Source organism: Candidatus Margulisiibacteriota bacterium (assembly GCA_041661965.1).
Classification (GTDB): domain Bacteria; phylum Margulisbacteria; class WOR-1; order O2-12-FULL-45-9; family XYB2-FULL-48-7; genus XYB2-FULL-45-9.
In genome coordinates this window covers 258656-285616 of the sequence record JBAZTH010000001.1, presented here as the reverse complement: position 1 = coordinate 285616, position 26961 = coordinate 258656, and the positions used below count along the sequence as shown (strand labels likewise).

The 26961-nt window shown below is 53.5% G+C and carries 21 protein-coding genes and 1 tRNA gene; 11 read left to right on the top strand and 11 right to left on the bottom strand.

What is annotated here, in order from left to right; translation table 11 throughout:
- The 6 genes from WC772_01285 to WC772_01260 all read left to right on the top strand — a co-directional run bounded on the left by WC772_01285 (position 1) and on the right by WC772_01260 (position 6429).
- On the top strand, positions 1-828 hold the full coding sequence (locus WC772_01285) for a HAMP domain-containing sensor histidine kinase (protein MFA6169390.1): 828 nt from the start codon (positions 1-3) through the stop codon (positions 826-828).
- Positions 825-2177, top strand: a complete 1353-nt coding sequence (locus WC772_01280; protein ID MFA6169389.1) for a PAS domain S-box protein — start codon at positions 825-827, stop codon at positions 2175-2177. The genes WC772_01285 and WC772_01280 overlap by 4 nt, the downstream gene beginning before the upstream one ends.
- Complete coding sequence (locus tag WC772_01275) at positions 2174-4882, top strand: PAS domain S-box protein (protein MFA6169388.1); 2709 nt, start codon at positions 2174-2176, stop codon at positions 4880-4882. The genes WC772_01280 and WC772_01275 overlap by 4 nt, the downstream gene beginning before the upstream one ends.
- A 102-nt stretch (positions 4883-4984) precedes the next feature.
- Positions 4985-5362, top strand: coding sequence for a response regulator (locus tag WC772_01270; protein ID MFA6169387.1), 378 nt, complete (start codon positions 4985-4987; stop codon positions 5360-5362).
- Positions 5355-6023, top strand: coding sequence for an ATP-binding protein (locus WC772_01265; GenBank protein ID MFA6169386.1), 669 nt, complete (start codon positions 5355-5357; stop codon positions 6021-6023). The genes WC772_01270 and WC772_01265 overlap by 8 nt, the downstream gene beginning before the upstream one ends.
- Positions 6024-6060: 37 nt before the next feature.
- Positions 6061-6429, top strand: coding sequence for a response regulator (locus tag WC772_01260; GenBank protein ID MFA6169385.1), 369 nt, complete (start codon positions 6061-6063; stop codon positions 6427-6429).
- Positions 6430-6470: 41 nt separating this feature from the next.
- Here the strand turns inward: WC772_01260 and WC772_01255 are convergent, their stop codons facing one another.
- The 6 genes from WC772_01255 to WC772_01230 all read right to left on the bottom strand — a co-directional run bounded on the left by WC772_01255 (position 6471) and on the right by WC772_01230 (position 14706).
- Positions 6471-8930 carry a copper-translocating P-type ATPase gene (locus tag WC772_01255; GenBank protein MFA6169384.1) on the bottom strand — a complete coding sequence of 820 codons (2460 nt, stop codon included), beginning with the start codon at positions 8928-8930 and terminating at the stop codon, positions 6471-6473.
- Positions 8931-8964: 34 nt separating this feature from the next.
- Positions 8965-9399: a hypothetical protein gene (locus tag WC772_01250; protein MFA6169383.1), complete on the bottom strand. Its 435-nt coding sequence runs from the start codon at positions 9397-9399 to the stop codon at positions 8965-8967.
- 67 nt (positions 9400-9466) lie between these two features.
- Positions 9467-11002 (bottom strand): response regulator, encoded by a 1536-nt coding sequence (locus tag WC772_01245; protein ID MFA6169382.1) that lies wholly within the window; start codon positions 11000-11002, stop codon positions 9467-9469.
- Positions 11003-11980 (bottom strand): hypothetical protein, encoded by a 978-nt coding sequence (locus tag WC772_01240; protein MFA6169381.1) that lies wholly within the window; start codon positions 11978-11980, stop codon positions 11003-11005.
- Positions 11977-13113, bottom strand: a complete 1137-nt coding sequence (locus WC772_01235; protein ID MFA6169380.1) for a hypothetical protein — start codon at positions 13111-13113, stop codon at positions 11977-11979. The genes WC772_01240 and WC772_01235 overlap by 4 nt, the downstream gene beginning before the upstream one ends.
- Positions 13114-13119: 6 nt before the next feature.
- Complete coding sequence (locus WC772_01230) at positions 13120-14706, bottom strand: hypothetical protein (GenBank protein MFA6169379.1); 1587 nt, start codon at positions 14704-14706, stop codon at positions 13120-13122.
- Between the two features lie 201 nt (positions 14707-14907).
- Between WC772_01230 and WC772_01225 the strand changes: the two genes are divergently transcribed.
- Entirely contained in the window at positions 14908-16473 is a 1566-nt protein-coding gene (locus WC772_01225; GenBank protein ID MFA6169378.1) for a glycoside hydrolase family 130 protein, read from the top strand.
- On the opposite strand, the gene WC772_01220 is transcribed toward WC772_01225, so the two are convergent.
- From WC772_01220 to WC772_01205, 4 genes are read right to left on the bottom strand one after another with little or no spacing between them, the layout of a single operon-like run.
- On the bottom strand, positions 16470-18698 hold the full coding sequence (locus tag WC772_01220; protein MFA6169377.1) for a glycosyltransferase: 2229 nt from the start codon (positions 18696-18698) through the stop codon (positions 16470-16472). The genes WC772_01225 and WC772_01220 overlap by 4 nt on opposite strands.
- A gap of 1 nt (position 18699) precedes the next feature.
- Positions 18700-19164 carry a transcription elongation factor GreA gene (gene greA, locus WC772_01215; GenBank protein MFA6169376.1) on the bottom strand — a complete coding sequence of 155 codons (465 nt, stop codon included), beginning with the start codon at positions 19162-19164 and terminating at the stop codon, positions 18700-18702.
- Between the two features lie 60 nt (positions 19165-19224).
- Positions 19225-20967: a ferrous iron transporter B gene (locus tag WC772_01210; protein ID MFA6169375.1), complete on the bottom strand. Its 1743-nt coding sequence runs from the start codon at positions 20965-20967 to the stop codon at positions 19225-19227.
- Positions 20964-21194 (bottom strand): FeoA family protein, encoded by a 231-nt coding sequence (locus WC772_01205; GenBank protein ID MFA6169374.1) that lies wholly within the window; start codon positions 21192-21194, stop codon positions 20964-20966. The genes WC772_01210 and WC772_01205 overlap by 4 nt, the downstream gene beginning before the upstream one ends.
- Before the next feature lie 137 nt (positions 21195-21331).
- Here WC772_01205 and typA point away from each other — a divergent pair, with 137 nt between their 5' ends.
- From typA to WC772_01190, 3 genes are all read left to right on the top strand, one after another.
- Complete coding sequence (gene typA / locus WC772_01200) at positions 21332-23134, top strand: translational GTPase TypA (GenBank protein MFA6169373.1); 1803 nt, start codon at positions 21332-21334, stop codon at positions 23132-23134.
- 2 nt (positions 23135-23136) lie between these two features.
- A complete protein-coding gene (locus tag WC772_01195) occupies positions 23137-24159 on the top strand; it encodes a serine/threonine-protein kinase (protein ID MFA6169372.1) in 1023 nt (340 codons plus the stop codon).
- A gap of 209 nt (positions 24160-24368) precedes the next feature.
- Positions 24369-24441: transfer RNA gene (locus tag WC772_01190), tRNA-Ala, on the top strand.
- Positions 24442-24443: 2 nt separating this feature from the next.
- On the opposite strand, the gene WC772_01185 is transcribed toward WC772_01190, so the two are convergent.
- The gene (locus WC772_01185; protein ID MFA6169371.1) at positions 24444-25793 is read right to left on the bottom strand and encodes a TrpB-like pyridoxal phosphate-dependent enzyme; all 1350 of its coding nucleotides are present in this window, start codon (positions 25791-25793) and stop codon (positions 24444-24446) included.
- 219 nt (positions 25794-26012) lie between these two features.
- Between WC772_01185 and WC772_01180 the strand changes: the two genes are divergently transcribed.
- Positions 26013-26807 (top strand): dihydroorotate dehydrogenase electron transfer subunit, encoded by a 795-nt coding sequence (locus WC772_01180; GenBank protein MFA6169370.1) that lies wholly within the window; start codon positions 26013-26015, stop codon positions 26805-26807.
- Positions 26808-26961: the final 154 nt, after the last annotated feature.

Genomic DNA, 26961 nt, shown 5'->3' with positions numbered 1-26961 from the left:
ATGGATAAAGAGCTGATCGAACGTAATTTAGAGAACTTTCAGCTTAAACACCTCGCCCGCACCAAAGAATCGCTCCTCTCCCAAACCATGGCCCAGATCGAAAAAAACCGCGAGCGGATAGTCAACCTGGAAAAGCTGCGCGACGATCTGACCAACCTGATCGTCCACGACCTGAAGAATCCGCTGACCGGCATTGTTTCTTCGACCGAGCTGATGCTGGCCGGGCTGCTCGGCCCGCTGACCGGCGACCAAAAGAAATCCCTGGAGCTATCACGGACCGGATCTAAACAGCTGCTTAACCTGATCATGGATCTGCTGGAAACCCGGAAGATGGAAGAGGACAAAATGACCTTGAATCGGTCTTCATTCAAGCTTGATGAGCTTGCCCAAGAGCTCGCCTGGCTGGAACTGCTGGCCGATCAGGGAAAAAAGTCGTTCACTTTGCAGATTGATAAAGGATTGGCTATCTCCGCCGACCGGAGGCTACTGGTCCGGGTGATCGAAAACCTTGTTTCAAATGCCGTAAAACACACCCCCGCCGGCGGCCGGATCGCGTTACGCATAACACATGACACATTACACAACGAAATTTTGTTTGAAGCCTCCGATACCGGCGAAGGCATCCCCCAAGAATATCTGAACAAGCTCTTTAACCGCTTTTTCAAAGTTGAAACCCAAAATTTAAAGACCAAAATCGATACCGGACTCGGGCTCTATTTCTGCAAAATGGCGGTCGAGGCCCACGGGGGAAAAATTGGAGTCGAGAGTGCGGTCGGCAAGGGATCGAAATTTTACTTCACGCTGCCGACCAAAGGAGAAAACACTTGAACAGATTGGTGGCGCCGCTTTCTCTGGCGGCAATGGCCCTGGCCGTTCTGGCGCTCTTCGGCTGGCTCTCCGGCTTTCAGATACTCGCGCGCTTTGATTCCGCCTACATCCCGATGGCACCGTCCACAGCGGTCATACTTATCATTTTTTCCGCGGCTTTGCTATTCGAGCGGACCAAGATCGGGGCGGCCGTCAAAATATCAGCCTCGACCGCGGTCCTGCTTTTTTTGGCGCTGAACCGGCTATTCGACCTGGAACGGTTTCTGGTGTCCAGTCCGGAAATGCTGGGCGCCGCTCCCGTCGGCCGGCTGGCGCCGCTGACCGAACTAAATTTCATCCTGCTCGGCCTCGGGCTTTTCTTGTTCGGCCTGAAAAGAAAAAATCGCCGGGCCGAAGGGGTGCTGTTTGTTTCGGGCTTCCTGATCAACGCCGCCGTCCTGACCGGTTACCTGTACGGCCTCCCCTTCTTTTACGGAGGGGCCTCTATTCCGATGGCCCTTAACACCGCGCTGGCTTTGATCTGTCTCGCATCAGCCGCGATCCTGGCGATCGGTCCGGCCGATTTCCCCCTAAGCTATCTGGCCGGCACCGGCGCGCGGCCTCTCGTCCTGCGCTGGTTCGCGCCGATCCTTTTTTTCACCGTCATTCTGCAAGGTTACCTTTATACGCGTCTCCCTTTCGGGACGATCAATTTCGCGCTCAATTCATTTATTCTGGCCTTATTGATCATAGCCGTGCTGGCCGCCGGCGTAACTTATATTTCCCGGCTGATCGGTTCCGAGCTTGACCGGACCCAGGCTTTGGCCATTGAATCGGAAACCAGGTTCCACCAGGACCGACAAAAGTCCGAGGCCAGGTTCCGGACCCTCTCCGAACAGTCGCCGAACATGATCTTTATCAACTATCGGGGCAAGATCGTTTACGCCAATCAATGCTGTTCGGAGGTCACCGGCTATTCTCCGGGAGAGCTCCTTTCGCCGGATTTCGATTTCCGTTCGCTAACCGCCCCGACTTCGCTGTCCGTGTTCGAAGCGGCGCTCAAAAAGCATCTCCAGGGCGAAGACGTCGAACCTTATGAATGCGAGCTGGTCAAGAAAAACGGCGAAAAGTTCGCCGCTATCATCTCGACAAAACTGATCGATTACGAGAATGACCGCGCCATCCTCGGCGTCATTACCGATATTTCCGCCCAGCGGCAAACGGAAGCCGATCTGAAGAAAAAGCTCGGAGAACTGGAACTCTTCAAAGAGGCGGCGATCGGCCGGGAACTTAAAATGATCGATCAGGAAAAAGAGATCGATTCGCTCCTAATCGAACTGGAGCGCCGGGGAGGGAAAATAAACCAATGACGCGGTCAAAGTCCGGGATCGCCGGCGGCCTTTGGTTTTTCATTTTTGTCGTGCTTACCCTGCTGGCAGTTTGCCTGATCGGACTTACTTATTTTAATAACCAGCGCGACCAATTAAAGATATTGGCCCGCAATAACCTGACCGCCATAACCAACCTGAAAGTCGATCAGATCGAGAATTGGCATCAGAAACAAATGGAAGACGCCGCGTTCATTAATGAAATTCCCTTAGTCACGAAACCGTTTTTGTTGTGGCTCGAGGGCGGCCGCTCAGCTGAATTAAAGCAGGAAGTCTTGACCTGGATGAGGATATTGAAGAAACACCATAAATACGAGAACCTGTGCCTGGTCAACCGGGCCGGCCTTGTCCTGCTGTCGGAGAACAAAAATAGTCCGATCAATATCGTTGATGAACAAAAATTGATTTTGGATACATTGCGGTCAAAACAATCGACGCTCTGCGACTTTCATCGGGGCGCTAACGGCAGGATCAAGCTGGATATTGGCGTGCCGATCATGAACGACGGGGACGCAGCCGGGGTGTTGATCCTGCGCATCGATCCCGAGCTTTTCCTCTTTCCCCTGATCCAGATCTGGCCGGTGCCGAGCGATTCCGCCGAAACCCTGCTCGTCAGGCAACAAAGCGGCGAGGTCGTGTTTTTGAACGAACTTCGCCACAAAAAGGACGCCGCTCTCAATCTTCATTTCCCGGTCGGCACGAAATATCTGCCCGCTGCCATGGCCGTCAGAGGCGTCAGCCGCCTGCTGACCGGTATCGATTACCGGGGCGTGCCGGTCCTGGCGGTCGGCCGTCCTATTCCCGGCACAAGCTGGTTCATTATTTCAAAAGTCGACGCCCGGGAAATTTATTCGCCCATGCTTTGGATCGGGCTGCGCGCCGCCGCGATCGGGCTGTTAAGCTTGGGACTGCTCGGCTTCGGGTTTTATTTGATCATCAGGCGCCAGGGCGAGATAGAATTGATAGAAAGTAAGGAAAATTTCGAACGGCTGGTCAGCGCTTCCCCCGACGCTGTTGTCGCGGCCGATCTCGAAGGCAAGATCACCTACGCATCCGCTGAAGCGCTTAAAATGAACGGAATAAAAAATCTTGAAGAGATGATCGGCCGAAACATTTTCGAGTTGGTCACGCCGGAGCAACGGAACGCCGCGCGCAAGAGTTTTCAGCAAACGGTGGAGACCGGCCTGATCAAGGAACTCGAATACTCGCTGCTGCGCCGGGACGGCAGTCAATTTGTCGGTTCGATCAACGCGGCCCTTACCAAAAACGCCACTGAAAAACCCCAGGGCGTCATTATAACGGTCAACGATATCACTTATAAAAAAGCCTTGGAGCGCATCGTTAAAGACAGCGCCGTAAAATTCCAGTCGCTTTTTGACAATATGAGCAGCGGCGTCGTCATTTATCTCTACCGACAAAACGGCAGCGAAGATTTTATCATTTCGGACATTAACCGGGCGGCAGAGCAGATCGAAAAAGTTAACAGGCAAGCGGTGGTCGGCCGGGGCGTGCTGGAAGTCTTCCCGGGAGTCAAGTCATTCGGTTTGTTCGATATCCTGCTGCGGGTCTGGCGGACGGGACAGCCGGAACATTTCCCGATCGGTCTTTATCAAGATCAGCGGATCAGCGGCTGGCGGGAAAATTATATCTATAAATTGCCGACCGGCGAGGTCGTCGCCGTTTACGACGATATAACCCAGCGCAAACAGGCTGAAGAAAAACTGGCAATCGAGAGCTACCGCCTTCAAAAATCGCAGGAACTGGCCCTGGTCGGGAGCTGGGACTTCGATATCACAAACGACATTCTGACCTGGACCGATGAAACTTATAAGATTTTTAACGTTCCGGCCGGCGCGCCGGTAAGTTACGATAAATTCGTCGGTTTTGTTCATCCTGACGACAGGGCCGCCGTAATCAGTGCCTGGCAAGCCGCGCTGGTCAGCAAGCAATATGACATAGAACACCGGATCATTGTCGATGGCCGGGTCAAATGGGTCCGGGAGAAAGCCGAACTGCAGTCTGATAAACAGGGCAAGGCCGTCCGCTGCATCGGCGCCGTTGTCGACATCACCGATTTCAAGCGGCTGGTCAACATCAGAGACGATTTCGTCAATACCGTTTCACACGAACTACGCACCCCGATGGCGATCATCCACGAAGGAGTGGCGCAAGTGCTGGAGGGAATTCATGGGCCGATCAATGAAGGGCAAACCAGATTTCTATCGACGACCCTTCGGAGCATTGACCGCCTGGCCCGTATCGTCAACGATCTGCTCGATATTTCCCGCCTGGAATCGGGCCGGATGGAAGCCAAAAAGGAGCCGCTTGATATTGCACAACTGATGAGGGAGACCTTAGCGGCTTTCCGTCCGCAGGCGGAGAAGAAAGGGCTGGAACTGATCGAACGGCTGCCCGCCGCTCCGGTCATCTTGAACGCCGACCGCGACGAGATCACCGAAGTCTTGACCAACCTGATCGGCAACGCGTTGAAATTCACGGACAAAGGCCGGATCGAAATATCCTGCGAGGAAAACGACAAGGAGGTCGGATGTAGCGTCGCCGATACCGGCCGGGGCATTGCCGCTGCCAATCTGCCCAAATTATTTGAAAAATTCACGCAATTCGGCCGGGTCGCGGGCGGCGGGGAGAAAGGGACGGCCTGGGACTGGCGATCGTCAAGTCGCTGATCGAGCTCCATGGCGGGCGGATCCAGGTCGAATCGCAGGAGAACGTCGGGTCAAAATTCACTTTCACGCTCCCGAAAAATCCCGCTTAAAAGGAGAGGCAAAATGGCTAAAATACTGCTCGTTGACGACGAAACAGAATTTGTCGAAATGCTCGCCTTCCGGCTGGCCAAAGCCGGCGGCTACGAGGTGGAGTCGGCCTACGACGGCGAAGAGGGCCTGCAGAAAGCCCGCGCCGGACATCCCGACCTGATCATCCTTGACATCTGGATGCCAAAAAAAGACGGCTACCAGGTCATCAAGGAATTGAAAAGTTCGGAGGGAACCGCCCTCATTCCGGTGATCATTCTCACCGCCAGCACCCTGCCCCAGACCCTGGCCAAGATCAAAGCGGCCGGCGCCGCCGATTATATCCTGAAGCCGTTCGAGCCTACCGTCATGATGGCCAAGATCAAGGCCGCCCTAGAGAAAAAAAATGCTTGACGATCTGATCCTGCACGACCTTAAAAATCCTCTCTCCGGCATCACCGGCTCGATCGGACTGTTCCTGGACGGCACGCTCGGGCCAATCAGCGAGGAACAGCAAAAATATCTGATCAATATCGATTTCAGCGCAAGAAAGCTCGCCCTGCTCCTGATGGAACTAAGCTCTATTAACAACGCGGAGCAGGGCGAGCTTATCATTAACAAAACTTCATTCCCGGCCCGGGAATTCGAGAAAGAACTGGTCTGGATCCGGCAACTGGCGGGAAAAGAGGACAAGACAATTGCCGTCGCTATCGATAACAATCTGACCGTGAGGGCCGACAAAGAGCTCACCTTGATGGCAATAGAGGACCTGCTGCTAAACGCCGTCAAGCAAGTCGATCGCGGAGGACAGGTATCGTTTAACATTAAAAAAGAAAAGGACGGCGCGCTGTTCGAAATAACGACCGCCGGCGACGGCATCCCGCAGGCCTACGCGTCAAAAGTATTTGACAAGGACTTTCGGGCCGAACATCCGGAATTAAAATTAAAAACCAGCGCCGGCCTGGGCCTCTATTTTTGCAAACTTGCCCTGGGGGCACAGGGCGGCCGGATCGGCGTCGAAGGCGCCCGATTCTATTTCTCCCTGCCTGCCGGCAGGCAGGGCTTGCCTCAATAGCAATAAACATATAAAATATTGGATAAAGAGGTGGCTTATGAAAATATTAATTGCCGACGACGAGGAGATCGTGAGGACATCGCTTGAGGAAATCCTGAAAAAAGCCGGTGGTTTCGAGGCCGATTTCGCTTATGACGGGGAAGAAGCCGTCAATAAAATTAAAACCGCCTTTTACGACGCCGTCCTGCTCGATCTCGAGATGCCCAAGATCAGCGGCTACGACGTGCTGGCCCAAGCCAGAGTGATCCATCCCGACCTGCCGGTAATCTTTATTACCGGCAAAGCCGACGTTAAGAAGGTCGTCGCGTCGATCGCCAAAAACGGGTTGAGCGGTTTTATCGAAAAGCCTTTTACTCCGAACGAGGTGCTGGATGTGGTCATTAAAGCAACCAGAAAAAAGGGGTAATTGCTAAGTCTGACCGATCAACTTGGTTTGCGCAGCTTCTTTTAATTGATCCTCGGTTTAAACCGCCGCATCAAAAGCGAGTTTGTCACCACTGAAACCGAGCTGAAGGCCATGGCCGCGCCGGCGATTATCGGATTCAAAAGAAAACCGGTAAAAGGATACAAGATCCCGGCCGCGATGGGTAAGCCCAGCACGTTATAAATGAACGCCCAGAAAAGGTTCTGCCTGATCTTTTTCATTGAATAGGCGCTTAAGTCAATCGCCATGACCACATCGCGCAGGTCTTCTTTCACCAGCACGATCTCCCCCGTTTCGATGGCGACATCAGTCCCCGATCCAAGAGCGATCCCAATATCGGCCTGCGCGAGCGCGGGAGCGTCATTAATGCCGTCGCCGACCATTGCCACCTTCTTGCCTTCGGCCTGCAATTTTTTTATATTCTCCGCTTTATCTTGAGGCAGGACCTCGGCCAAAACCCTATCGATACCCACCTGCCTGGCGATCGCTTCACCCGTTCTTTTATTGTCGCCGGTCATCATCACGACCTCAATGCCGCTCCGACGCAATTCTTTGACCGCCGCCTTTGAATGCTCCTTCAGGGTATCCGCGACAGCGATCAGGCCGACGACCGAATTGTTTTTAGCGACGATCATTACTGTTTTCCCTTGGGATTCCAGTTCCTGTATTTTAGGCTCAAGGTCGGCGACCGCGATATTCTTATCGGTCAAAAGCTTGCGATTGCCGAGTAAAATGATCTCGTTATTAAGCGTTATCTCAACCCCTTTGCCGGAGATTGAACTGAATTTTTGCGGATCGGGGAGTTCGACCCCCTTTTCTTTTGCTTTTTTCAGGATCGCTTCCGCCAACGGATGTTCCGACTTCTTTTCAGCAACACCGGCGTAAAAAAGTATCTCCTTTTCGGTCCCCCCGCCGGCAAGCACCGTGTCCGTCACTTCCGGCTCACCCTTAGTTAAGGTTCCCGTTTTGTCAAAAACGACGCATTTTAACCCACCCGCTTTCTGCAGAGCGGCCGCATTTTTTATCAGGATGCCGTGCTCCGCACCCAGACCGGTAGCGACCATGACAGCCGTCGGGGTGGCCAGGCCAAGAGCGCAGGGACAGGCGATTATCAGAACGGTAATAAAGGTAGTCAAGGCAAAGGCAAACCCCAACCCCGCCAAAAGCCAAACAATAAAAGAAGCCGCGCCGATCAAAACAACCGTCGGGACAAAATAAGCGGAAATTCGGTCGGCCAGCTCTTCGATCGGAGCCTTGCTCCCCTGTGCTTCTTCGACAAATTTTATTACCTGGGCCAGGAAAGTGTCTTTCCCGATCTTCTCGGCCTTGAACTTGAAGGAGCCGGTTTTGTTGATCGTCGCCCCGACAACTTTATCGCCGGCCTTTTTTTCGACCGGGAGGCTTTCTCCCGTCACCATCGACTCATCGACACTCGAATGGCCGTCGGTCACCGTTCCGTCAACAGGGATCTTCCCACCTGGCTTGACCACAATTATGTCGCCGACCTGGACCTCTTCGATCCTGATCTCGACCTCTTTTCCGGCCCTGATTACCAGGGCGGTCTTGGCCTGCAAACCGATCAACTTTTTGATCGCTTCGGAAGTTCTCCCTTTGGCCACTGCTTCAAGGTATTTGCCCAACAGAATAAAGGTGATCAGTATGCCGGCCACTTCGTAATAAAGGTCGGCGACGCCGAAAGCGCTATTCCCCAGCCAGATCGCGACTGTGACATATAAGCTGTAGAGATAGGCCGCTCCGACGCCGATTGCCACCAGCGTATCCATATTGGCGGTCCTGGTTTTTACCAGGGAGAGAATGCCCCGCGTGAAAAATAGGCTGCCAAAAAACATGATCGGGGTGGTCAGTAAAAGTTCGATCGCGGGACCGTTCTTCATAAAGAATTCCGGCATTGGGAAGCCCGCAACCATCAGCATGTAGTAAAACAAGGGGAGGCTTAAGATCAGGGAGCCGAGAAAGCGGGTCCAAACATTTCTGATCTCTTTTTCCCGCGCTTGCTTCTCGACATCTTCCGTAACGTCCGCCTCTTCGATCGGGATATAGCCGGCCTCCGTAATGACCGCTTTTATCTGTTGGACAGAAACCTTGGCCGGGTCATACTGAATAACGGCTTTTTCATTTACCCGCAAATCTTTTGATAAGATACCCGGCAAACTGCCCACCGCCCCGCCAATCGTTCCCACACAGTGCGGATTGTCCATCCCAACCACTTTCAGGAGGATTTTCCCTGCGGACGCCGGCGCCGCCGCCGCGCTTGGTTTTATAACCGAGTAACCGGTCGCCGCAATAACTTTTTCAATCGCCGCGATGTCCGTTACCGCCGGATCATATTCCACCCAGGCTTTTTCGGAAGCGTAGTTAACATTCGCGGAAACAACCCCTTTAAAGCTTCTTAATCCGTTCTCGATCGCGCTGACGCAGGACGCACACGTCATCCCGGAGATAGAGAAACTGATCTTTTCCATTGCTTTCACCCCTGTTGTTAAAATAGTCTGGTGGTTAATGAAGGCTCTCGGTACGCGGCGTCAGGATCCGGTAGCCGATTTGAGCCACCAACCTGGCCTCCCCCCCAACATCGCTCCCGACTTCAATAAATAAAGGATCAACCGAGAAAACCCTATCCAGCACAAGCGCAACGGCCGCTCCCAGGCTGGAATTTTGCCCGGCATAGGCCACCAAGCCCAAACTTAGAGAAAGCGGCATACGGTCGATCTCGGTCAGGCCGATTTTACCGCCGCCAAAAAAGATCAGCGGATTATTGCCGGTAGTCGCCTCAAGCCCCAGGCGGTATTTTAAGTTCCTCGTTAAATTTTCTTCCAGCTGCAGGCCAAAGGCCGCGCCGCCGCGCACCCCGCCCAGGACCGCGGTATGTATCGCCCAGGAAGCCTGGCCGGTAATCGCCAAAACCAATAAAATAATAATTTTTTTTCTCATTTCGTCCTCCCCTTGATTCGTCCGCGGCGACAAATCAACGAAACCGGCAAAGGCTGAAAAAACACTTTTAGGTTTTTAAATTCCTGGCAATAATATCGAGTATTTTTTCCGGGGTAAAAGGCTTTTCAATATAGCCGGTCAGGTTTTGTTTTGTAAGGCTTTCCAGCGTTCGGGCCGGGGTCCCTTTGCCCGTAACAAAAATGACCGGCAAGGTCGGCAATATTGGCCTGATCTGCTCCAAGACTTCATAGCCGTTCATTTTCGGCATGTCGATATCCAGCAAAACCAGTCCGTAAAGGCTGCTTTTTATCTTTTTTACGGCTTCTTCGCCGTCAACGGCAAAGTCGGTCTCATAACCGCCGCCCGATCTCAAAATCGCGTCAAGGCTGATCCGCACTATCTCATCGTCATCGGCGATCAAGATCCTTTTCAAGCCGATCTTTTCATATTCTTTGACCGATTCGGCCGTGACCTGCCCGCTATTCCGCCGGATCGCCAGGTCAACCGTCCATTCGCAAATCTTCAACGCTTCTTTCGGCCTTCCTTTGGAGAGCTCAAATATCTTATCCAACGCCGAATCGGTAAAAGGAGTAAGCCCTTTTCCTCCGGCTTCTTCAATTCGAGCCTTGATAAACCCAATCAACCCCGGCCTGGCCAGGGCATTGTTTTCATTAAACATTTGACTGGAAGCGCCGGGCGTAAACGGATTTTTTGTCCAGCCGAGCTTGCCGAACGAAAGAGGGATCGTTTCTTGATCCGAAACCGCGGCCGGCGCGGCCGGCTTGGCGGCCCAACGGGGAAAACGGCACCACAACATGCGCCCGAAATAGTAAACAATAGCAGCGATCAGCGCGCCGCCGATCGAAACGATAACAGCCAGCAAAATATAAAATCTGGCGGCGCCGGTTTGCTGCGTTTTCATGAATTCTTTTGTTTGCAATAAATATAAGTTCGCTTCGCCGTTTTTGGGATCAAGATAAAGAACGATCTTAAAATACGCCGAGGCTTCAAGATATTTTCCCTGATCGAACAATTCTCGGCCTGTTCCCAGGTTCTTTGCGATCAATTGTTTTTTTTGTTCTTTTTCCAGCGAGGGGGCCGGCTCGGCGGAGACAATCGGGATAACCTTCAATATTCGACTGACGATCTCTTCCACGCCGGGCTGTTTGGCGGCCGGCTGGGTTTTGACCTCGATCTTTTCACGCAGCGGCGGTCTTTCAACGATCTCCGGGGTCACTCTTCTGGTGATGGCAATTACCGCTAATTCTCCGATGGCGAAGGGATTGGTTTCGCCGTCAAAAATATTCCCCCTGACATCGACGGCGCTTAATTTTGCCCGGTAAGTCCCCTTCCCGAAATCGACCGGGACCTGCCAAATGCCGCGCCAAAGATTGGCCCGCCGTCCCTGGATCAGATTGACGATGGTCCCATCGGGCATAACGGCTGAAATCTGGGTCGTATCGACCGGCGCGTCGACAATCACATGGACAAAATCGCCCGGGAGATAAACTTTTTGGTCGACCGACGTTGAAACTTGGGCGCTGACCCCAAAAATAAGCAGGCAAAAAATAAGCGCAATAAAAATCGACCGGTTACACCTCAATTATTCGGCCCTCCCCTTAAGGGCGAACCATGGTTCGCCGGTATATGACATCGATACGTAGGTTGTCGCCAAGCCGGGGTCATTATAGTATTGGTGATAGGCATAGTCAACACGGAAATTTCCGACGGTCAACGAAGTGCCGAAGGATGGGTTCCAGCTCGTCTGGGTCGCGGTCCCCGGATCGACGCTTTGATCGATCCCGGCCCGAAGCATCAGATAATTATTCTCTTTCCATTCCAGGCCAAGATGCGAGGTTAAAGGCCTGGCGCTTTGGGCCGGCAGATCGACATCCACCGCCACTGTCAGCTTCGGCTGGGGGATTGGTTTGATCGCGACGCCCGCTTTGGTTATTCCGGCCAGGGCCTCTTCGGCGCCGCCGTCCAAACGGAGCACCCCGCCCATCGAAACCGGCAAAATATTCTGCCGGCACAGCCCCAAGGAAAGATTGGGATTGACGATCACAAGCAGTCCGGCATCGGCGCTGGTCCCGGTCGCGAACTGGCCGATCCCGCCGGTATATCCCCGGTTGAATATTTTATAATTCAGTCCGATAAAAACATTTTTGCCGTAATCAAAGAACCTGGCGATGGGAACCGAGTAAGAAACCAGAAAAAGCGAATCGTAATAATCAGTCGGGATCGGCGTCGTCGGAATATTGTTCACGCCGGTCGTAATATAACCGAGCCCCACAGTGCCGTTCGGCGTCGGGACCGCGCCGCTGAACTCTTGATAATAAACCTCCCCCAATAAGTTAGTGTACATCGACATCGCCTGCGGCCCTTTGATACCGGCCAAACCGGCCGGATTGATGAAAGGAGCATCGGCATCGTCAACGATCGCGGTAAAAGCGCGGCCCATCCCGATCGGTCTGGCTCCGCCGCCGATGGTCAAGGCATCGTCCGTGGTGCCGATCACCGCGGCCTGGGAAAATTGACCGCCGACAAATAAGATGGCCAATAAAACAATTGTTTTTTTCATTTAACTATGGCAATTTTCGTCCGGCTCAACCCCTTGATCTTGCCATCCTCCTTCGTAGTCACGTCCAGAATGTAAACACCGAAACTGACCAGGCTCTTAAAGTCGGTCAGTCCGTCCCAGTTGATCTCGTTGACGCCGACCTGGCCGCCAGCCGTGCCGGCTGAAAAAAACCGCTGCCAAACCCGCTCGCCCCTGATATTGTAAATATACAAAGTAATATCCGCGTCTTTAGTTAAAGTATACTTCAAAGTGGTCGGGCCGGCGGCGGGATTGAAAGGATTGGAGGTACTGACGACCGTGCCGACCACGCCGATCGACGCGGCTTCCACTTTAAACCCGAGAGGCAATGAGGCAAATTGACCGTCGTCGTTGGTAACGGAGAGGTCCCAAATACCGATCTCCTTTCCCGCAAGATTGAACCGGCAGTTTATCTTCGCGGAAGAAATAACGACGACATTTTCACCCGCGATCGCGCTTTGACCCGCTTTCGACAAGCTGACCGTCGCCCCTGAACGGAAGTTCCCGCCGGCCAGATCGATGATCTCAACGACCCCGTCATTGGTCCCGCGGGCAGGGGTTATGGAAGCAACGGTCGGCGCGGGGAAACCGATCGTGAACGCCGAAGGGAGCGAGCCTGATCCGCCGTCAGGATTTATCACGGATACGTTCCATAAGCCGGCGGCGGCGCCGGCAATATCAAACGAGCAGGTGATCTGCCCGGAATTCACGACTACGACATTAACGGCATTTATGTCGGACTCCCCGCTCTTTGATAATTTAACCGCCGCTCCCGATCGGAAATTGGCGCCGACCAGGCCGGTTATATTGACCGGACCGCTGTTTAGTCCACTGGACGGGGCAATTGAGATTACGATCGGCGCCAGCGCGGGGGGGGTCGGCGCGGAAAAATAAACGCTCCTTAAAAAACCTCCGTTAAATGCAAAAGAAGTCCCAATATTGACGGGCAGCGCCCTTTCACGAATTTTCCCCCGCAAAGCGTATGATGACGATCCTGCCACGGATCCGCCGGAATCAAATACTTCGGCGGTCAACCTATAATTCGCGCTGGAGCTTGCCCCCTGCGCGGTCCCTCCAATCAGTATAAGAATAATTAATATCGCTAACTTTGCCATATTTCTTTAATAACTTACAATAACCAGTCCGGCCCCGCCATTTCCGCCAGTTCCACCATTTTCGCTTCCACCGCCGCCACCACCGCCGGGCTGGGTGCCTTCTCCTCCATTCACGCTGGGATTAGCCGCATTTGCCCCTACCCCACCCGCACCGCCGCTTCCTCCTCTCGGACTGCCGCCACCACCGCCGCCGCCAGCTCCATCGGAATTTTTACCGCTCACCCCGGTGGCGCCCGTAAGATTAATGGTTCCGCCGGTAGCGGTCCCTCCGGCGCCGCCAAGGGTAGAGCCGTCCGAGCCGCCATTAGCGGTCAGCGTGATATCGCCCGCGAAACTGCTGGCGCCGCCGGCAGAAGCCGGATTGCCGTTTGCGCCGCCGGAGCCGACCGTTACCGTCACGTTGCCCGAAACGGAAACCAATCCCGCGCAATATCCACCACCACCACCGCCGCCGCCGGATTGGTTATTTGAAGCGTTCCTGGCGCCGCCGCCCCCCCCCCAAATCTCCACATAAACAACCGACACTCCCGCCGGTTTTACCCAGGTTCCGCCTGACGTAAAGACCTGAATATTCTGCGGGATACCGGAGCCGACGGTCCAGCTCCTGGTTTGCGCGGTCGTAACCCCCGACGCGTCAAGCGCTACTTTTTTAGTGTTGTCGGCATTGTTTTGGAATGTTGTTAGTGTATCGGTGAAGGTCTTGTTGGTCAGCGTCTGAACCCCGGTCAAAGTCACAACGGAAGAGTCAACGGAAATTGTCCCTATCCCGGTTATCGGCCCGCCGGTCAGACCGGTTCCGGTATTGACCTCCGTCACCGTGCCGGTCCCGCCGGCCGCTCCCCACGAAGGGATCCCGCCGCTCACCTTCAGGATTTGTCCGGCGGAGCCGATCGGCAATTTGGAAAGCGTGTTGGAGGCCGAAGAATAAAGAATATCGCCGGTCGTGTAGGTCGATTGGCTGGTGCCGCCGTTAATTTCAACAACCGGGATTGCCAGAGAGATTGTCCCCGTCTCTGTTATCGGCCCGCCGGTTAAACCGGTTCCGCTGTTAACCGAAGTGACGGTTCCCCCGCCGGTCCCGGTTGCCGTTAAAGTCACGACCCCGGTCCCGCTCCCCTCATCGCCGGAAACGCCGATCCCGGAGCCGGCAACGATTTGCTTAACGAACTGGCCGGTAGCGACACTGCTTCTGGAAATCGAGCCGGCCTCGACCCCTTGCGCGGATGCGGCTTTATAAGCATAACCAACCGAAACGATCCTGACCCTGGGACTTAAAATCTCACTGCCGACAACGATTTGCGCGTATCTTGAGGAACTGTCAAAAACAGTTGCGGCTAAGGCCGTAGTTTCTCCAAGTAAAACACTGAATACTCCCTGGTTGTCCGGGGTTACAGTATGGCTCTCTGGTCCCCAGATCAGACTTCCGCCCGACAAAGAATCATAAATCGATATTTGCACGGTGGTTGAAGCGGTTACCGGGGTGCCGGCAGTATCGGTCAACCGGCCTTCAAATGAAAGCAAATTAGGAATACTAAAAACCTCAAAAGCCAATGCTAGAACGACAATCGATCCGACCAAGAACCTGTTTTTCATTAAAAACCCTCCTCTTTATTTCGGAATCGTAAAAGTAATTGTTGTTCCCCGCCCTTGCGGCCGCTTTTCTGGCGGAGCGGACAGGTGGAGATTACTATATCGGACGGGAAAAATCAACCGGCAATCGCACTTCGATGACCCTGGAAGCGGCGAGATCAATCTCATTGCTTTTTTGTCGCATAAAGATTAGGATTAGGCATCGTGGCTAAACAAAAAACACCTTTCGGGAGAAACACCGAGGTTTTGATCGCCAACAAGCACCTGGGCAAACCCGCCCTCCATGACCCGGTCGTTATTTCACGCTTGTTCAAGCGGATCACTAATAAAACCTTGAAGAATATCCGCCCGGACCAGCGCCGGATCATTACCCGCCCTTTCCGCCCCGCCAGCGAGTCCCATATCGCCAATATCGTCAACCGGATTTTGGCGCTGGATGAGACAAGAGTCAAAATCGTCTTAAAGCAAACGCTTCAGGATTTCGCGCATCGCCACAAGGATATTCTCCCCGTCTTGAAAAACAATTACCAGCGGATCGTCAAATACGCCCCGGATCCGGCAGCGCTGTCGGAAGAGAGACGCCTTTTGCTCGGCGCCTGTTTTACCATGGAATATTCCATCGAATCGGCCGCCCTCTTCAACCCCTCGGTCGTTATCTATCCCAAGCAAAACCAGATGAAGAAGGGACAGACCCGCGTTATTTTCAGCTTTCGCGCGACCGGCGAGGGACACATTTCGTCGATCGTTTTTCGCAGCGCCATAATCGACCAGGACAACTCGATCTTTTTGGAGCCGATCAGCCCTTTTTTGGGCACCCCCGAGATCGTTTTGAACGCGACCTACGACCGGGAACTGTTCAAGGCCAAACTCGAGGAGCTGGGCTACTTTAGCGAAGCGGCCAAGGCGATCGACCAGCGCCTGCCGGCCAGTTTTACGCCCGCCGACCTGGACCAGGCGATCGGCGTTGTGCGCGACGGCAATCTTTTTACGCCGGCCGACCTGGACGACACAATTGTCCACATCCGGTGGCTGGCCGAATCAAACTATGAGATCTTTTTCCCGCAAGGCCAGCTGATCTCGGAACGGGTCATTTTCCCCATCTCGCAGAACGAAAGCAACGGGGTGGAAGACGCCCGCTTTGTCCGTTTTGTCGACGACGACGGCAGTGTCACCTACTACGCAACCTATACCGCTTATAACGGCCGGGAAATACTGCCGCAACTGATCGAGACAAAAGATTTCCACCATTTCAAGATCTCCACCCTGAACGGACCGATGGCGCGCAATAAGGGGATGGCCCTTTTCCCCCGCAAGATCAACGGCCGCTACGCCATGATCACCCGGATCGACGGGGAAAGCCTCTACCTAAGCTATTCCGATAATATTCATTTTTGGTTCGACGGGGTTAAAATAGAAGAGCCGGCCAATAGCTGGGAACTGGTCCAGATCGGCAACTGCGGCTCGCCGCTCGAAACCAAAAAAGGGTGGCTCCTGCTGACCCACGGCGTGGGGCCGATGCGCAAATACTGCATCGGAGTTTCGCTGCTCAACCTGAAAGACCCGGCAAAAGTGATCGGGCGGCTGGCCGAGCCGCTGCTGGCGCCGCGGGAAGAAGAACGCGCCGGTTACGTGCCGAACGTCGTCTACAGTTGCGGCGCGATAATCCTCAACGGCGAACTGATCATCCCTTACGCTATTTCCGACTCGGAATCGCACGTGGCCAGCATTCCGGTCAACGAACTGCTCGAAAAACTGTTGAAAAAGGGCTAAGCCCCTTCGATCTCATACTCTTCGATCATCGCCAAAAGCGCCATCAGGAAAGAAACGGTGCTCTCCCCGCCCTGGTTCAAACTGACCCCTTCCGGCAACAGGCCGTCGGCACAGCCTTTGGTCTCGTGATCGTACAAAGACATCCCCATGTCGTTCTCGCCGAGAAACCAACCGAACGCCCAGCGCATCTTCTTAAGATATTCTTTCTCCCGGGTCACCCGGTAGGCGGACTGATATGCCAGAACCATCGCCGTGGCATCGATCGGCTGCTGGTCATACTGGGCTTTCTCCCCGCCTCTTTTATACCAGCCACGGCTTCCGACAATAGAAAGCCGCCCGTTTTGGCTGGTGGTTTTCTCTAAAAATCCCAGCGTTTCCCTGGCAACCTTCAAATATTTCTCATCGCGAAGAATGGAATAAGACTGAAAGAGAGCCATCGGCAGGATCCCGTTGTCATAACAAAGGATATTTTCAAACCAGCGCCAATCATCGGTCGCCACCTCTTGATATAAAGCTAAAAGATGGTCGGCGCATTCGCGCAACAAGGCGGCGGCGCTTTCATCCCCCTGATAGCAGCGCAAATAAGAAGCCAAACCGAGCATCGCCAAGGCCTTCCCGCGCAGGTTTAACTTGCGCACCTGGGGCAAAGCTTTGCGGAAACATTCGCAGGCCAGGGAGCGATAGGCGTTACGCGGCGGCCGCCAGATAAGATAGCCAAGCGCCCAGAGCGCCCGGCCGCAAGCATCGTCCGAGCCGGTCTCATCCAGAAAGTGACGCTGGTAATCGATAAAATTCCGGAAGCTCCCGTCAGGGTTCTGCATAAAATGGGTAAAGCTGAAATAAGTGGAGATCAGCGCCTTGGCCTCGTCGCTCTGCACCAGAAAAAACGCCCAGGCGCATAACATCAGCGCCCGGGAGTTGTCGTCCAGGCAATAACCGGTATGCCGATCGGGAACAATATATTTGGCGTGCTGGATCAGACCGGTGTCGTCGGTCAACCGCTTTAAGTGCGCCAGGTCAAACATCGGCTCGCGCAGGAGCGCGGGAGTTTTCAGCGCCAAAGTCCTGGTCGCGATCGTTTTTGTCTGCCGGAACATTTCCAGGTACTTTTCCGCGACTTTGCTCCAGCGCATCTGTCGGCCAAATTCATAAGTCTTGGCGCGCAGCTGCTTTAATTTGGCTTTGTCCGACAAAAGCTCGCGCAATGTACCGGCCAAAGCGTCGGAGTCGGCAAAATCAATCAGCCGTCCCCGGCCTTCAGCCAGCATTTCTTTCGCATACCAGTAAGGAGTGGAAATAATAGCATTCCCCGCCCCGATCGCGTAAGACAGGGTCCCGCTGACGATCTGCGCCTCATTCAAATAGGGAGTAATATAGATATCCGCCGCCATCAACCAGGCGTAGAGCTCTTCCAGACTGACAAAGCGGTCCTCAAAAATCACCTGCTCTGCCAATCCCAGCTCATCGACCAGCGCGACCAGGCCGGCCCGATATTTTTCGCCGTATTCCTTGATGACATTAGGATGGGTTTTTCCCAAAACCACATAGATCAGCTTGGGAAATTCTTTGACAATGGCGGGCAACGATTTAATGACCGTTTCAATCCCCTTATTTGGGCTAAGCAAGCCAAAGGTCAAGAGCGTCTGCTTCCCTTCCACCTGAAACCGTTTTTTGTAGTGGCCATTATCCAGCGAGGTAAAATCGGGAGTCCCGTGATAGAGCAGCCTGATCTTATCGGCCGGGACAGCATAAACTTCCTGCAACAAGGTCACGGCCAGCTCGCTCATCACCACCAGCTGATTGGCCCGCTGGGCCATCTCCTGGACGATCTTTTTCTGGTTGGGTGTGGGATTTTTAAGCACCGTGTGCAGGACCACAACCACCGGCACGCTCAAGCTGGAGATCAGTGAAAGGATATAGATCCCATCCCAGCCCCCATAAATCCCGTATTCATGCTGAACGCAGGCCACATCGGCATTACTGGCATTGATAAAATTTGCCGCTTCGTAATAATCGCTCTGCTGGTTTCTTTGCAGGGTAAATTCCACCCGGCGCGGATAAGAATACCCCCGCTCGGTGTCGTTGACGGCAAGCGCAAAGACATTTGAGCGGGGAGAAAGAAGTTTAGCGGTCGCCTCGCAAAGATCGGTCGTAAAAGTAGCAATCCCGCAAATACGCGGGGAATAATTACCAACAAAAGCGACATTAAGCTCGGATCTTAACAAATTATTGAACCTCGATGATCTTGTAGGTGACTTGGCCGCGCGGCAGTTCAACCTCGACCTCGTCGCCGATCTTGTGGTTAAAAACCGCCCCGCCGAGCGGGGAATCGGTCGATATTTTGCTCTCCAGCGGATCGGCTTCCATATCGGAAACTAGGGTAAATTCGAATTCGCTTCCGTTATCGAGCGCTTTGACCTTGACGGTCGAACCCAAGGTGACGCCATCCCCTTTCGGCAGGTCGTTCTTATCAACGACGGTCACGTTGGCGACCCGGGCTTCGAGTTCTCGGATCCGCATTTCGTTGAGCCCCTGCTCGTCCTTGGCAGCATGATAAGCGGAATTTTCGCGGAGATCGCCGTGTTCGCGGGCTTCGCCGATCGTTTTCGAGATCTTGACCCGGCGTTTTTTCAGCTCGTCCAGTTTCTGCTGTAACTTCTCAAAATTCTCTTTAGTTATTAGTTCTCCCATAACATACTCCCTTCTATTTCTGCTTACCATTATAGTATAGCAAATCTCAGAAAAAATCGATCAAAAGCGGCTTAAAATAAAATTCAGCAAGCCGCCGACGGTCAAAGAAGTCGCCAGCATGATCGCGGTCGCCTTAAGCATATCGACTATCCCTAATTCCCTAATGAATATGACAAAGGTCGCGATACAGGGGAAAAAAGTCGCCAGGACCACCGAAGCGACGATCAGCTGTTTAACGCTTAACGCCAGCGGCACAAGCATGCCGACCGCGACATCTTTACGCAGAAAACCGATCACGATCGCCACGATCGCTTCTTTGGGAAGACCAAACAGACCGCTGACGACCGGCGCCGTCACATTGGCGATCGCGTCAAAAATATTCAAGCGATAAAGCAAATTAACGACCAGCACCCCGATAATTATCAACGGCAGCGCTTCGGTAATGAATTCCCTGATCCGCCACCAGGTTTTTCGCAGGAGAATCGGCGCCGGCGGAAAGCGATACGGCGGGATCTCCAGCAATAGCTCGGGGCTAAAACCGGGGGTCAGCCGGTTCAGGATCATGCCGAGGGCCAGCCAGGTCAAAGCCAACGTCCCGTAAACGATCAACAAAGGAAAAATTCCATGCTTTCCCAAAAGACCGATGATCATCGCCTGCAGAGCGGCACAAGGGATCCCGATCGAGATCAGGGTCGAAGCAATAAACCGCTCCCGCTTGCTCTCTAAGACCCTGGTCGCCAGGATGCCGGGAACGTTGCAGCCAAAAGAAAGCAAAGTCGGCACGATGGCGAATCCATGCAAACCGATGTTGTGCATCAAATTATCCATCAGGACCGCCAAACGCGGCAGATAGCCGGAATCCTCCAAAAGCCCGATGACCAGGTAAAAAGCGATGATATATGGGAGGACCATGGCGAACTCAACGTATAAAGCGGTGCTTAAGACCCCGAAAGATTGGACATAGTCGATCCGGCCGGCGATCAGATTGCCAATAAGGATGTCGTGAAGCAAGCCGCCGTTCCCCATCAAATTACTAAGCGAATGCAGGACCGGCGCCCATAAATAATCGAAAAAGGGATCGGCCAAATAACCGATCAGGCTTTCACCAATAAAACGGATCACGAAAAAGGCAACCAGGGCGATCAACCCCGCGAAGGGGAGCCCGGTCTCCGGTTTAATAGTCAGGTCTTGCAGCCATTCCAGGAAAGTATGATGGCGGTGTTCCAACCGTTGGGCCAGGCCGATAATCCGGCCGATATCTTCCCAGCGCTCGTCACGAGTATGTTTTCGAACTTTCGGCGGCTTGGCCTTATAGATCTGCCCGATCAAACGGGCAAAACCTTCCCCGGTCACCGCCACCGTCGGCACCACCGGCACGCCAAGCCACTCGGCAAGTTGGTTGAGATCGAGATGGATCCCCCGGTGTTTGGTATCGTCCCACATGTTCAGCGCGACAATGACCGGGATCTTCAGTTCCATTAATTCCAGAGTCAGGTAGAGGTTCCGCTCCAGGTTGGTCGCGTCCACCACGTTGATGACCACATCTCCGGTCTTGAGCGCTTCTTTGGTCGCCGCTTTGAGGATATCGCAGGTCACTTCTTCCGCTTTGCAGGTCGGCTCCAAGGTGTAGGTCCCGGGAACGTCGATCACTTCGACCTTCTCGGTCCCCAGCAGCATGTACCCTTTGCGAAACTCAACCGTGGTCCCGGGGTAATTGGAGGTCACGACTTGCAGGCCGGTCAAACGGGAGAAAACCGCGCTTTTCCCGACATTGGGATTGCCGATCAACAGGATCTTTCTCACCGCTGAACCTCCAGGATTATCTTGCCCGCCATCCCGTGGCCGATAGCGATCTGGGTCTGGCCGACCCGGACGGTGATCGGACCGAGGAACAGGCCGCTGACTTTAGCGACTTTCAGACTGATCCGTAAACCAAGCGCGGCCAGACGGTTTTTCAACTCATCCCCGCCGGTTATCTCCTGAACATACCCCTCTTCCCCATTCTTCATTTTAGTTAAAGGCAACAACATGCTTTAATTATACTCCAAATTGTAAATAATTGAGTGAAATTAACTTCGCGCCGGCCCGATAGATAAGAGATGTTCATCCGCTTTCGTCGGATTCCACATCACGACCCCGGCAATCAATCTGCTATAATAGAGTAATAATGAGAAAAATAATTAATATCGCGATCATTGCTCACGTCGATCACGGCAAAACGACGTTGACCGACCACTTGCTCCGCCAGGGAGGAGCGTACGGCGAACGGGACGTGGTGACCGAGCTCGTCATGGATTCCAACGATCTCGAAAAAGAGCGCGGAATCACCATTTTTTCCAAAAATTGCTCGATCCACTACAAAGATTTTAAAATCAACATCGTCGACACTCCCGGCCACGCCGACTTCGGTTCCGAAGTCGAACGGGTCCTGAAGATGGTCGACAGCGTCTTGCTCCTGGTCGACGCCCGCGAAGGCCCCATGCCCCAGACCAAGTTCGTCCTTTCCAAATCGCTGAAGCTCGGTCTGCGGCCGATCGTCATCATTAACAAAATCGATAAAAAGGGGCACCAGGCGCATAAGGTCGTTGACGATATTTTTGATCTCTTCGTCAAGCTCGACGCGACCGACGAACAGCTCGACTTCCCGATCGTCTATACTATCTCCCGCGAAGGGTTGGCTAAATACAACCTGGAAGATAAGAGCGCCGACCTGACTCCGCTTTTTGAAACCATCCTTAAACACGTTAAGCCCTACCCTGACAAGAGCGCCGAACCGCTTCAGATGCAGGTTACCAATCTGGCTTATGACGATTACGTCGGCCGGATCGCCATCGGCCGGGTTTTAAGCGGCAAGCTCAATAAAGGGGCTAATATCGTCGTCTGTAAACGGGATGGCACGGTCAAGCCGGGTAAGATCGCTAAACTAAATATTTTCGAAGGGCTTAAGCAAATCGAAGTCGACGAAGCCGACTGCGGCGATATCGTCTCCGTCGCCGGAATGCCCGATATCACGATTGGCGAAACGATCTCGACCGCCGATAATCCCCAGCCCCTGCCGCTGCTGGTCATCGACGAACCGACCATGACGATGGAATTCATCGTCAATAACTCTCCTTTTGCCGGCCGGGAAGGAAAATACGTCACCACCCGCCAGATCAAGGAACGGCTGGAACGGGAACTGGAAACTAATGTCGGCCTGCGGCTCGAACCGCTCGAGAACGGCGAAGGGTTCAAGGTTTCCGGCCGCGGCGAGCTCCATCTTTCGATCCTGCTGGAAGAGATGCGGCGGGAAAGCTACGAGATCCAGGTCTCCCAGCCGAAAGTAATCTTCAAAACCATCAACAACGAAAAGATGGAACCGATTGAACAAGCGATCGTTGCGGTCCCGGAACAGCATGCCGGCGCGGTAATTGAAAAACTCGGCAAACGCCGGGGGGAAATGCTCGACATGTCGAACAAGAACGGGACAACCACCCTGACCTACATGGTCCCGACCCGCGGGCTCCTCGGCTTCCGGGCCGAGTTCATCATGGACACCAAAGGCGAAGGGATCCTGAACCACGCTTTCGCCAAATACGAACGTTTCAAAGGTGAAATTTCCAAGCGGCAGAATGGGGTGCTGATCTCCGGCAACACCGGCAAGACCGCTTCTTACGCCCTCGACAACTTACAAGCGCGCGCCAAACTTTTCCTAAGTCCCGGGATCGAAGTGTACGAAGGAATGATCATCGGGGAAAATTCCCGCGCGATGGACATGACGGTCAATCCGTGCAAAGAGAAAAAACAGACCAACATCCGGGCGGCCAGCGCCGACGAAGCAATCCGGCTGACCCCGCCGATCATCCTGACGCTGGAACAAGCGCTCGAGTTCATTGATGACGACGAACTGGTGGAAATTACGCCGAAACACATCCGCTTGCGAAAAAAATATCTCACCGAAAACGAGCGGGACCGGCATAAGAAAGATTAAATGTGGAGCCGATCAAACCCCCGCACCGAAAATTAAGCAATCTTAATTTCCTGGCGATAAAAAAACCGCGTTTAGCCGGGGACGACGAACTCCCCAGCACGGAACCGCAGCATATCAGCAACCAAAAAATACCGACCTGCTTCGCTCCTGGACTAACCATCAGCGACCGCTTCTATTTGACCGCGGTCCGGGCCGCAACAACTTACACGACCATCTTTGAAGCGACCGACCGGCATGATCCCACCCCCTTGGCCCTTAAGACAACGATCACCGAATCGATCTTCCCGTTCTTTGACCGCGAGGCCGACATTTTAAGAAGACAGATCGACCCGATCTTCCCGCATTTTGTTGAATACAGCACTTTCCACGGGACCAGGTACATCGCCATGGAAATGATCGCCGGATACACCCTGGCCGCCCTAGTTGATGGCGGGAAGCTCTTTTCATTACACGAGATAATCGAGATCGGCATGCAGGTCCTTTACGGGCTGGAAAAGCTCCATCAGCAGGCCGAGGTCGTCCATCGGGACGTTAAACCAACCAACCTGATCAACAATCTTACCGGCCTACGGATGTTTGATTTCGGCCTGGTCTGCCCGATCGGCTTCAGTGAAAACGCGGGAATGATCGCCGGAACGCCGGGGTATATGTCTCCGGAACAGATTAAAAACGGCAGGATCTTTCCAAGCAGTGATATTTATTCCTGGGGGATCGTCCTCCACGAGCTTTTAGCCAGAAAAAACCCTTTTACGCCTGATAATTGCTGTGAACCAGGAGAAATCCGCCGCCGCCAACTGGCTTGGGAAATTCCACCTTTAAAAAAGGAAGCGATCGCCAGGCATTTGGCCCCAAAAAACCGAGAGAGGTATAGCGACGAGCTCAACTTATTACATGAAGGGTTGGGAAAAGCGATCGCGGTGGCAACTAATAAGAAACCGGAAGCCCGGCCGCCGATCTCCGAGCTCTATTCCCGACTGGCAACGCTCTATTCTACCGCCCAGGAAATCCCGATCGTGGAAAGATAATAAATGGTTGGATTCGCCACCATTCTTGCCTCTGACTCTAAAAATAAGCTATAATCAATTCTCAAATGGGGCCGTAGTTCAGTCCCGATGATCATTATTTTTAATAATTATGGAATCATCGGGATCCCGACATCCACCTGCGGTGGATCGTCGGGACTGGGAGAATGTTTAGATCAATTCGAAAAGTTCGATCTTTTTAATTTTAATATGGGGCCGTAGTTCAGCTGGGAGAACGCTAGATTTGCATTCTAGAGGTCAGGGGTTCGATCCCCCTCGGCTCCATTTTAAATCTTAGGTACTTTTTTCAGCGCTTCTTTGACCAGCTCGACCGGATATTCGTAATCTTCCAGTTTGCCGGACAAATAAGAATCGTAAGACGTTAAGTCAAAATGACCATGACCGCTCAAATTGAAAATGATCACATCCCCTTCTTTCGCCTTCTTCGCTTCGTCGACCGCGCAATGAATAGCGTGGGAGCTTTCCGGCGCCGGCAAGATCCCTTCGGTCCGGGCAAAAAGAACGGCTGAAGCAAAACATTCGGTTTGATGGTAAGCCCGGGCTTCAATAACTTTATCTTTCGCTAGATTGCTGACCAACGGCGACATCCCGTGGTAACGCAAACCGCCCGCGTGGATACCGGGAGGCATAAAATCATGGCCTAAAGTGTACATCTGAACGATCGGCGCCATCCCGGCGGTATCGCCATAGTCGTAGCGGAACTCCCCTTTGGTCAAGGTCGGGCAACACATCGGCTCAACCGCGATCGCTTTCGGGTTGGTCTTCCCCTTCAGCTTGTCCTTAAGGAATGGGAAAGCGATCCCGCCAAAGTTGCTCCCGCCGCCAACGCAGCCAATGACCACATCCGGCATTTTCTCACCGATCGACTTCAACTGCTCGATCGCTTCCAGGCCGATGATCGTCTGGTGAAGTAGCACATGATTTAAGACCGATCCGAGCGAGTATTTGGTATCATCATGCTTCACCGTATCCTCGACCGCTTCGGAGATCGCCAGCCCTAAGCTCCCCTTATTATCCGGGTCTTTGGCCAGGACCGACCGGCCGTATTCCGTTAAATTGCTGGGCGAAGCGACAACCTTCCCACCCCAGGTCTGCATTAACAGTCGGCGGTAAGGTTTCTGGTCGTAACTGACCCGGACCATATAAACCTGACATTCAATATTAAAAAGAGCGCAAGCAAAGGAAAGGGCCGAGCCCCACTGACCGGCGCCAGTCTCGGTGGCGATCCGTTTGACCCCCTCTTTTTTGTTGTAATAAGCCTGCGCGACCGAAGTATTGGTCTTATGCGAACCGGCCGGGGAGACGCTTTCGTTTTTGTAATAGATTCTGGCTTTGGTCCCCAACGCTTTTTCCAGGCTCAAAGCCCGAACCAGCGGCGTCGGCCGCCAAATCTTGAGGATATCGAGAACTTCTTGCGGAATATCGATCCAGGGATCCATGGAAACTTCCTGCTTGATGATCTCCATCGGAAAAAGCGGCGCCAAATCCTGCGGTCCCAGCGGCTGATGAGTTCCGGGATGGAGAGGCGGCGCTAATGGGGTTTTTAGATCAGGAGCAATGTTGTACCAGCGTGTCGGGATATCTTTTTCACTTAGTAGGATCTTTCTATCTGTCATCGGATTTCCTCCATATCCCGCGAATAAATTCAGCGGTTAAAAGTTATTTTAGCAAAATAATGCCAGGAAAGCCATTCATTGCTAACGGTAACCTGCGACTAAACGTCGCGGTTACCGTTTATTCTCTCCTTTTGCCAGGAAACCGCGAAGTTTATTCGCCGGTTTCCTGGCACACAAAACAGCTACCTCTGTCGCTACTTTTTTGCTATAATAATAGTAATGGCGACACAAGAACAGTGCCAAGTCCTCGACCATAAGCAAGTTGGCCCTCGATATTACAAGCTGACGATCAAATCCCTATACATAACCACTAACGCCGAACCGGGCCAATTCGTCAATGTCCGGGTTGATAGCGGGACTGAACCGCTGCTGCGACGGCCGATCAGCCTCCACAAGATCAACCGGGAACACCAGACCTTTGAACTTCTTTACGAAGTCCTCGGCCAGGGGACAGAACTCCTCTCCAAAGTCACCGTCGGCGCCAAGCTCGATATCCTGGGGCCGCTCGGCAGCGGCTTTAAGCTCGACCCGGAGAAAAAGATCGCCGTCCTGGTCGGCGGCGGGATGGGGGTCGCCCCACTCCTCTCCCTCGCCCAACAATTAAAAACACTCGGCGGACGGGCGGTCTACGCCCTGGCCGGCGCCCGCGATAAAAGCTCTCTCCTCTGCGAAACCGACTTCGCCGACCTGGCCAATGAAAAAGTCATCGCCACCGACGACGGAAGTTATGGCCGCAAAGGTTACGTCTCCGACCTCCTCCTCAACCTGCTAAACAACACGCTGGAGACGCGCCACTATCCGGAAACGGCGATCTACGCCTGCGGCCCGAAGGGGATGCTTAAAGCGGTCGCCGAGATCGCCCAGGAGCGGCAGATCGACTGCCAGGTCTCCATGGAAGAAAAGATGGCCTGCGGGATCGGCGCCTGTCTCGGCTGTGCCGTCGCGACCCGCAGCGGCTACAAGATGGTTTGCAAAGACGGACCGGTCTTCGACGCTAAGGAGATATCATGGTAAGCATTAATAACCCTCACCCAAGCTCGAGCCACTTGCTTAGTTATACTTTTCAGCCCTCTCCCAAAGGGAGAGGGACTTATTGCTTACCGGAAAAGAACCACTCCCTCTCCCCCTGGGAGAGGGTAGTAAGCACCAACTGTTATCAAAATCAAAC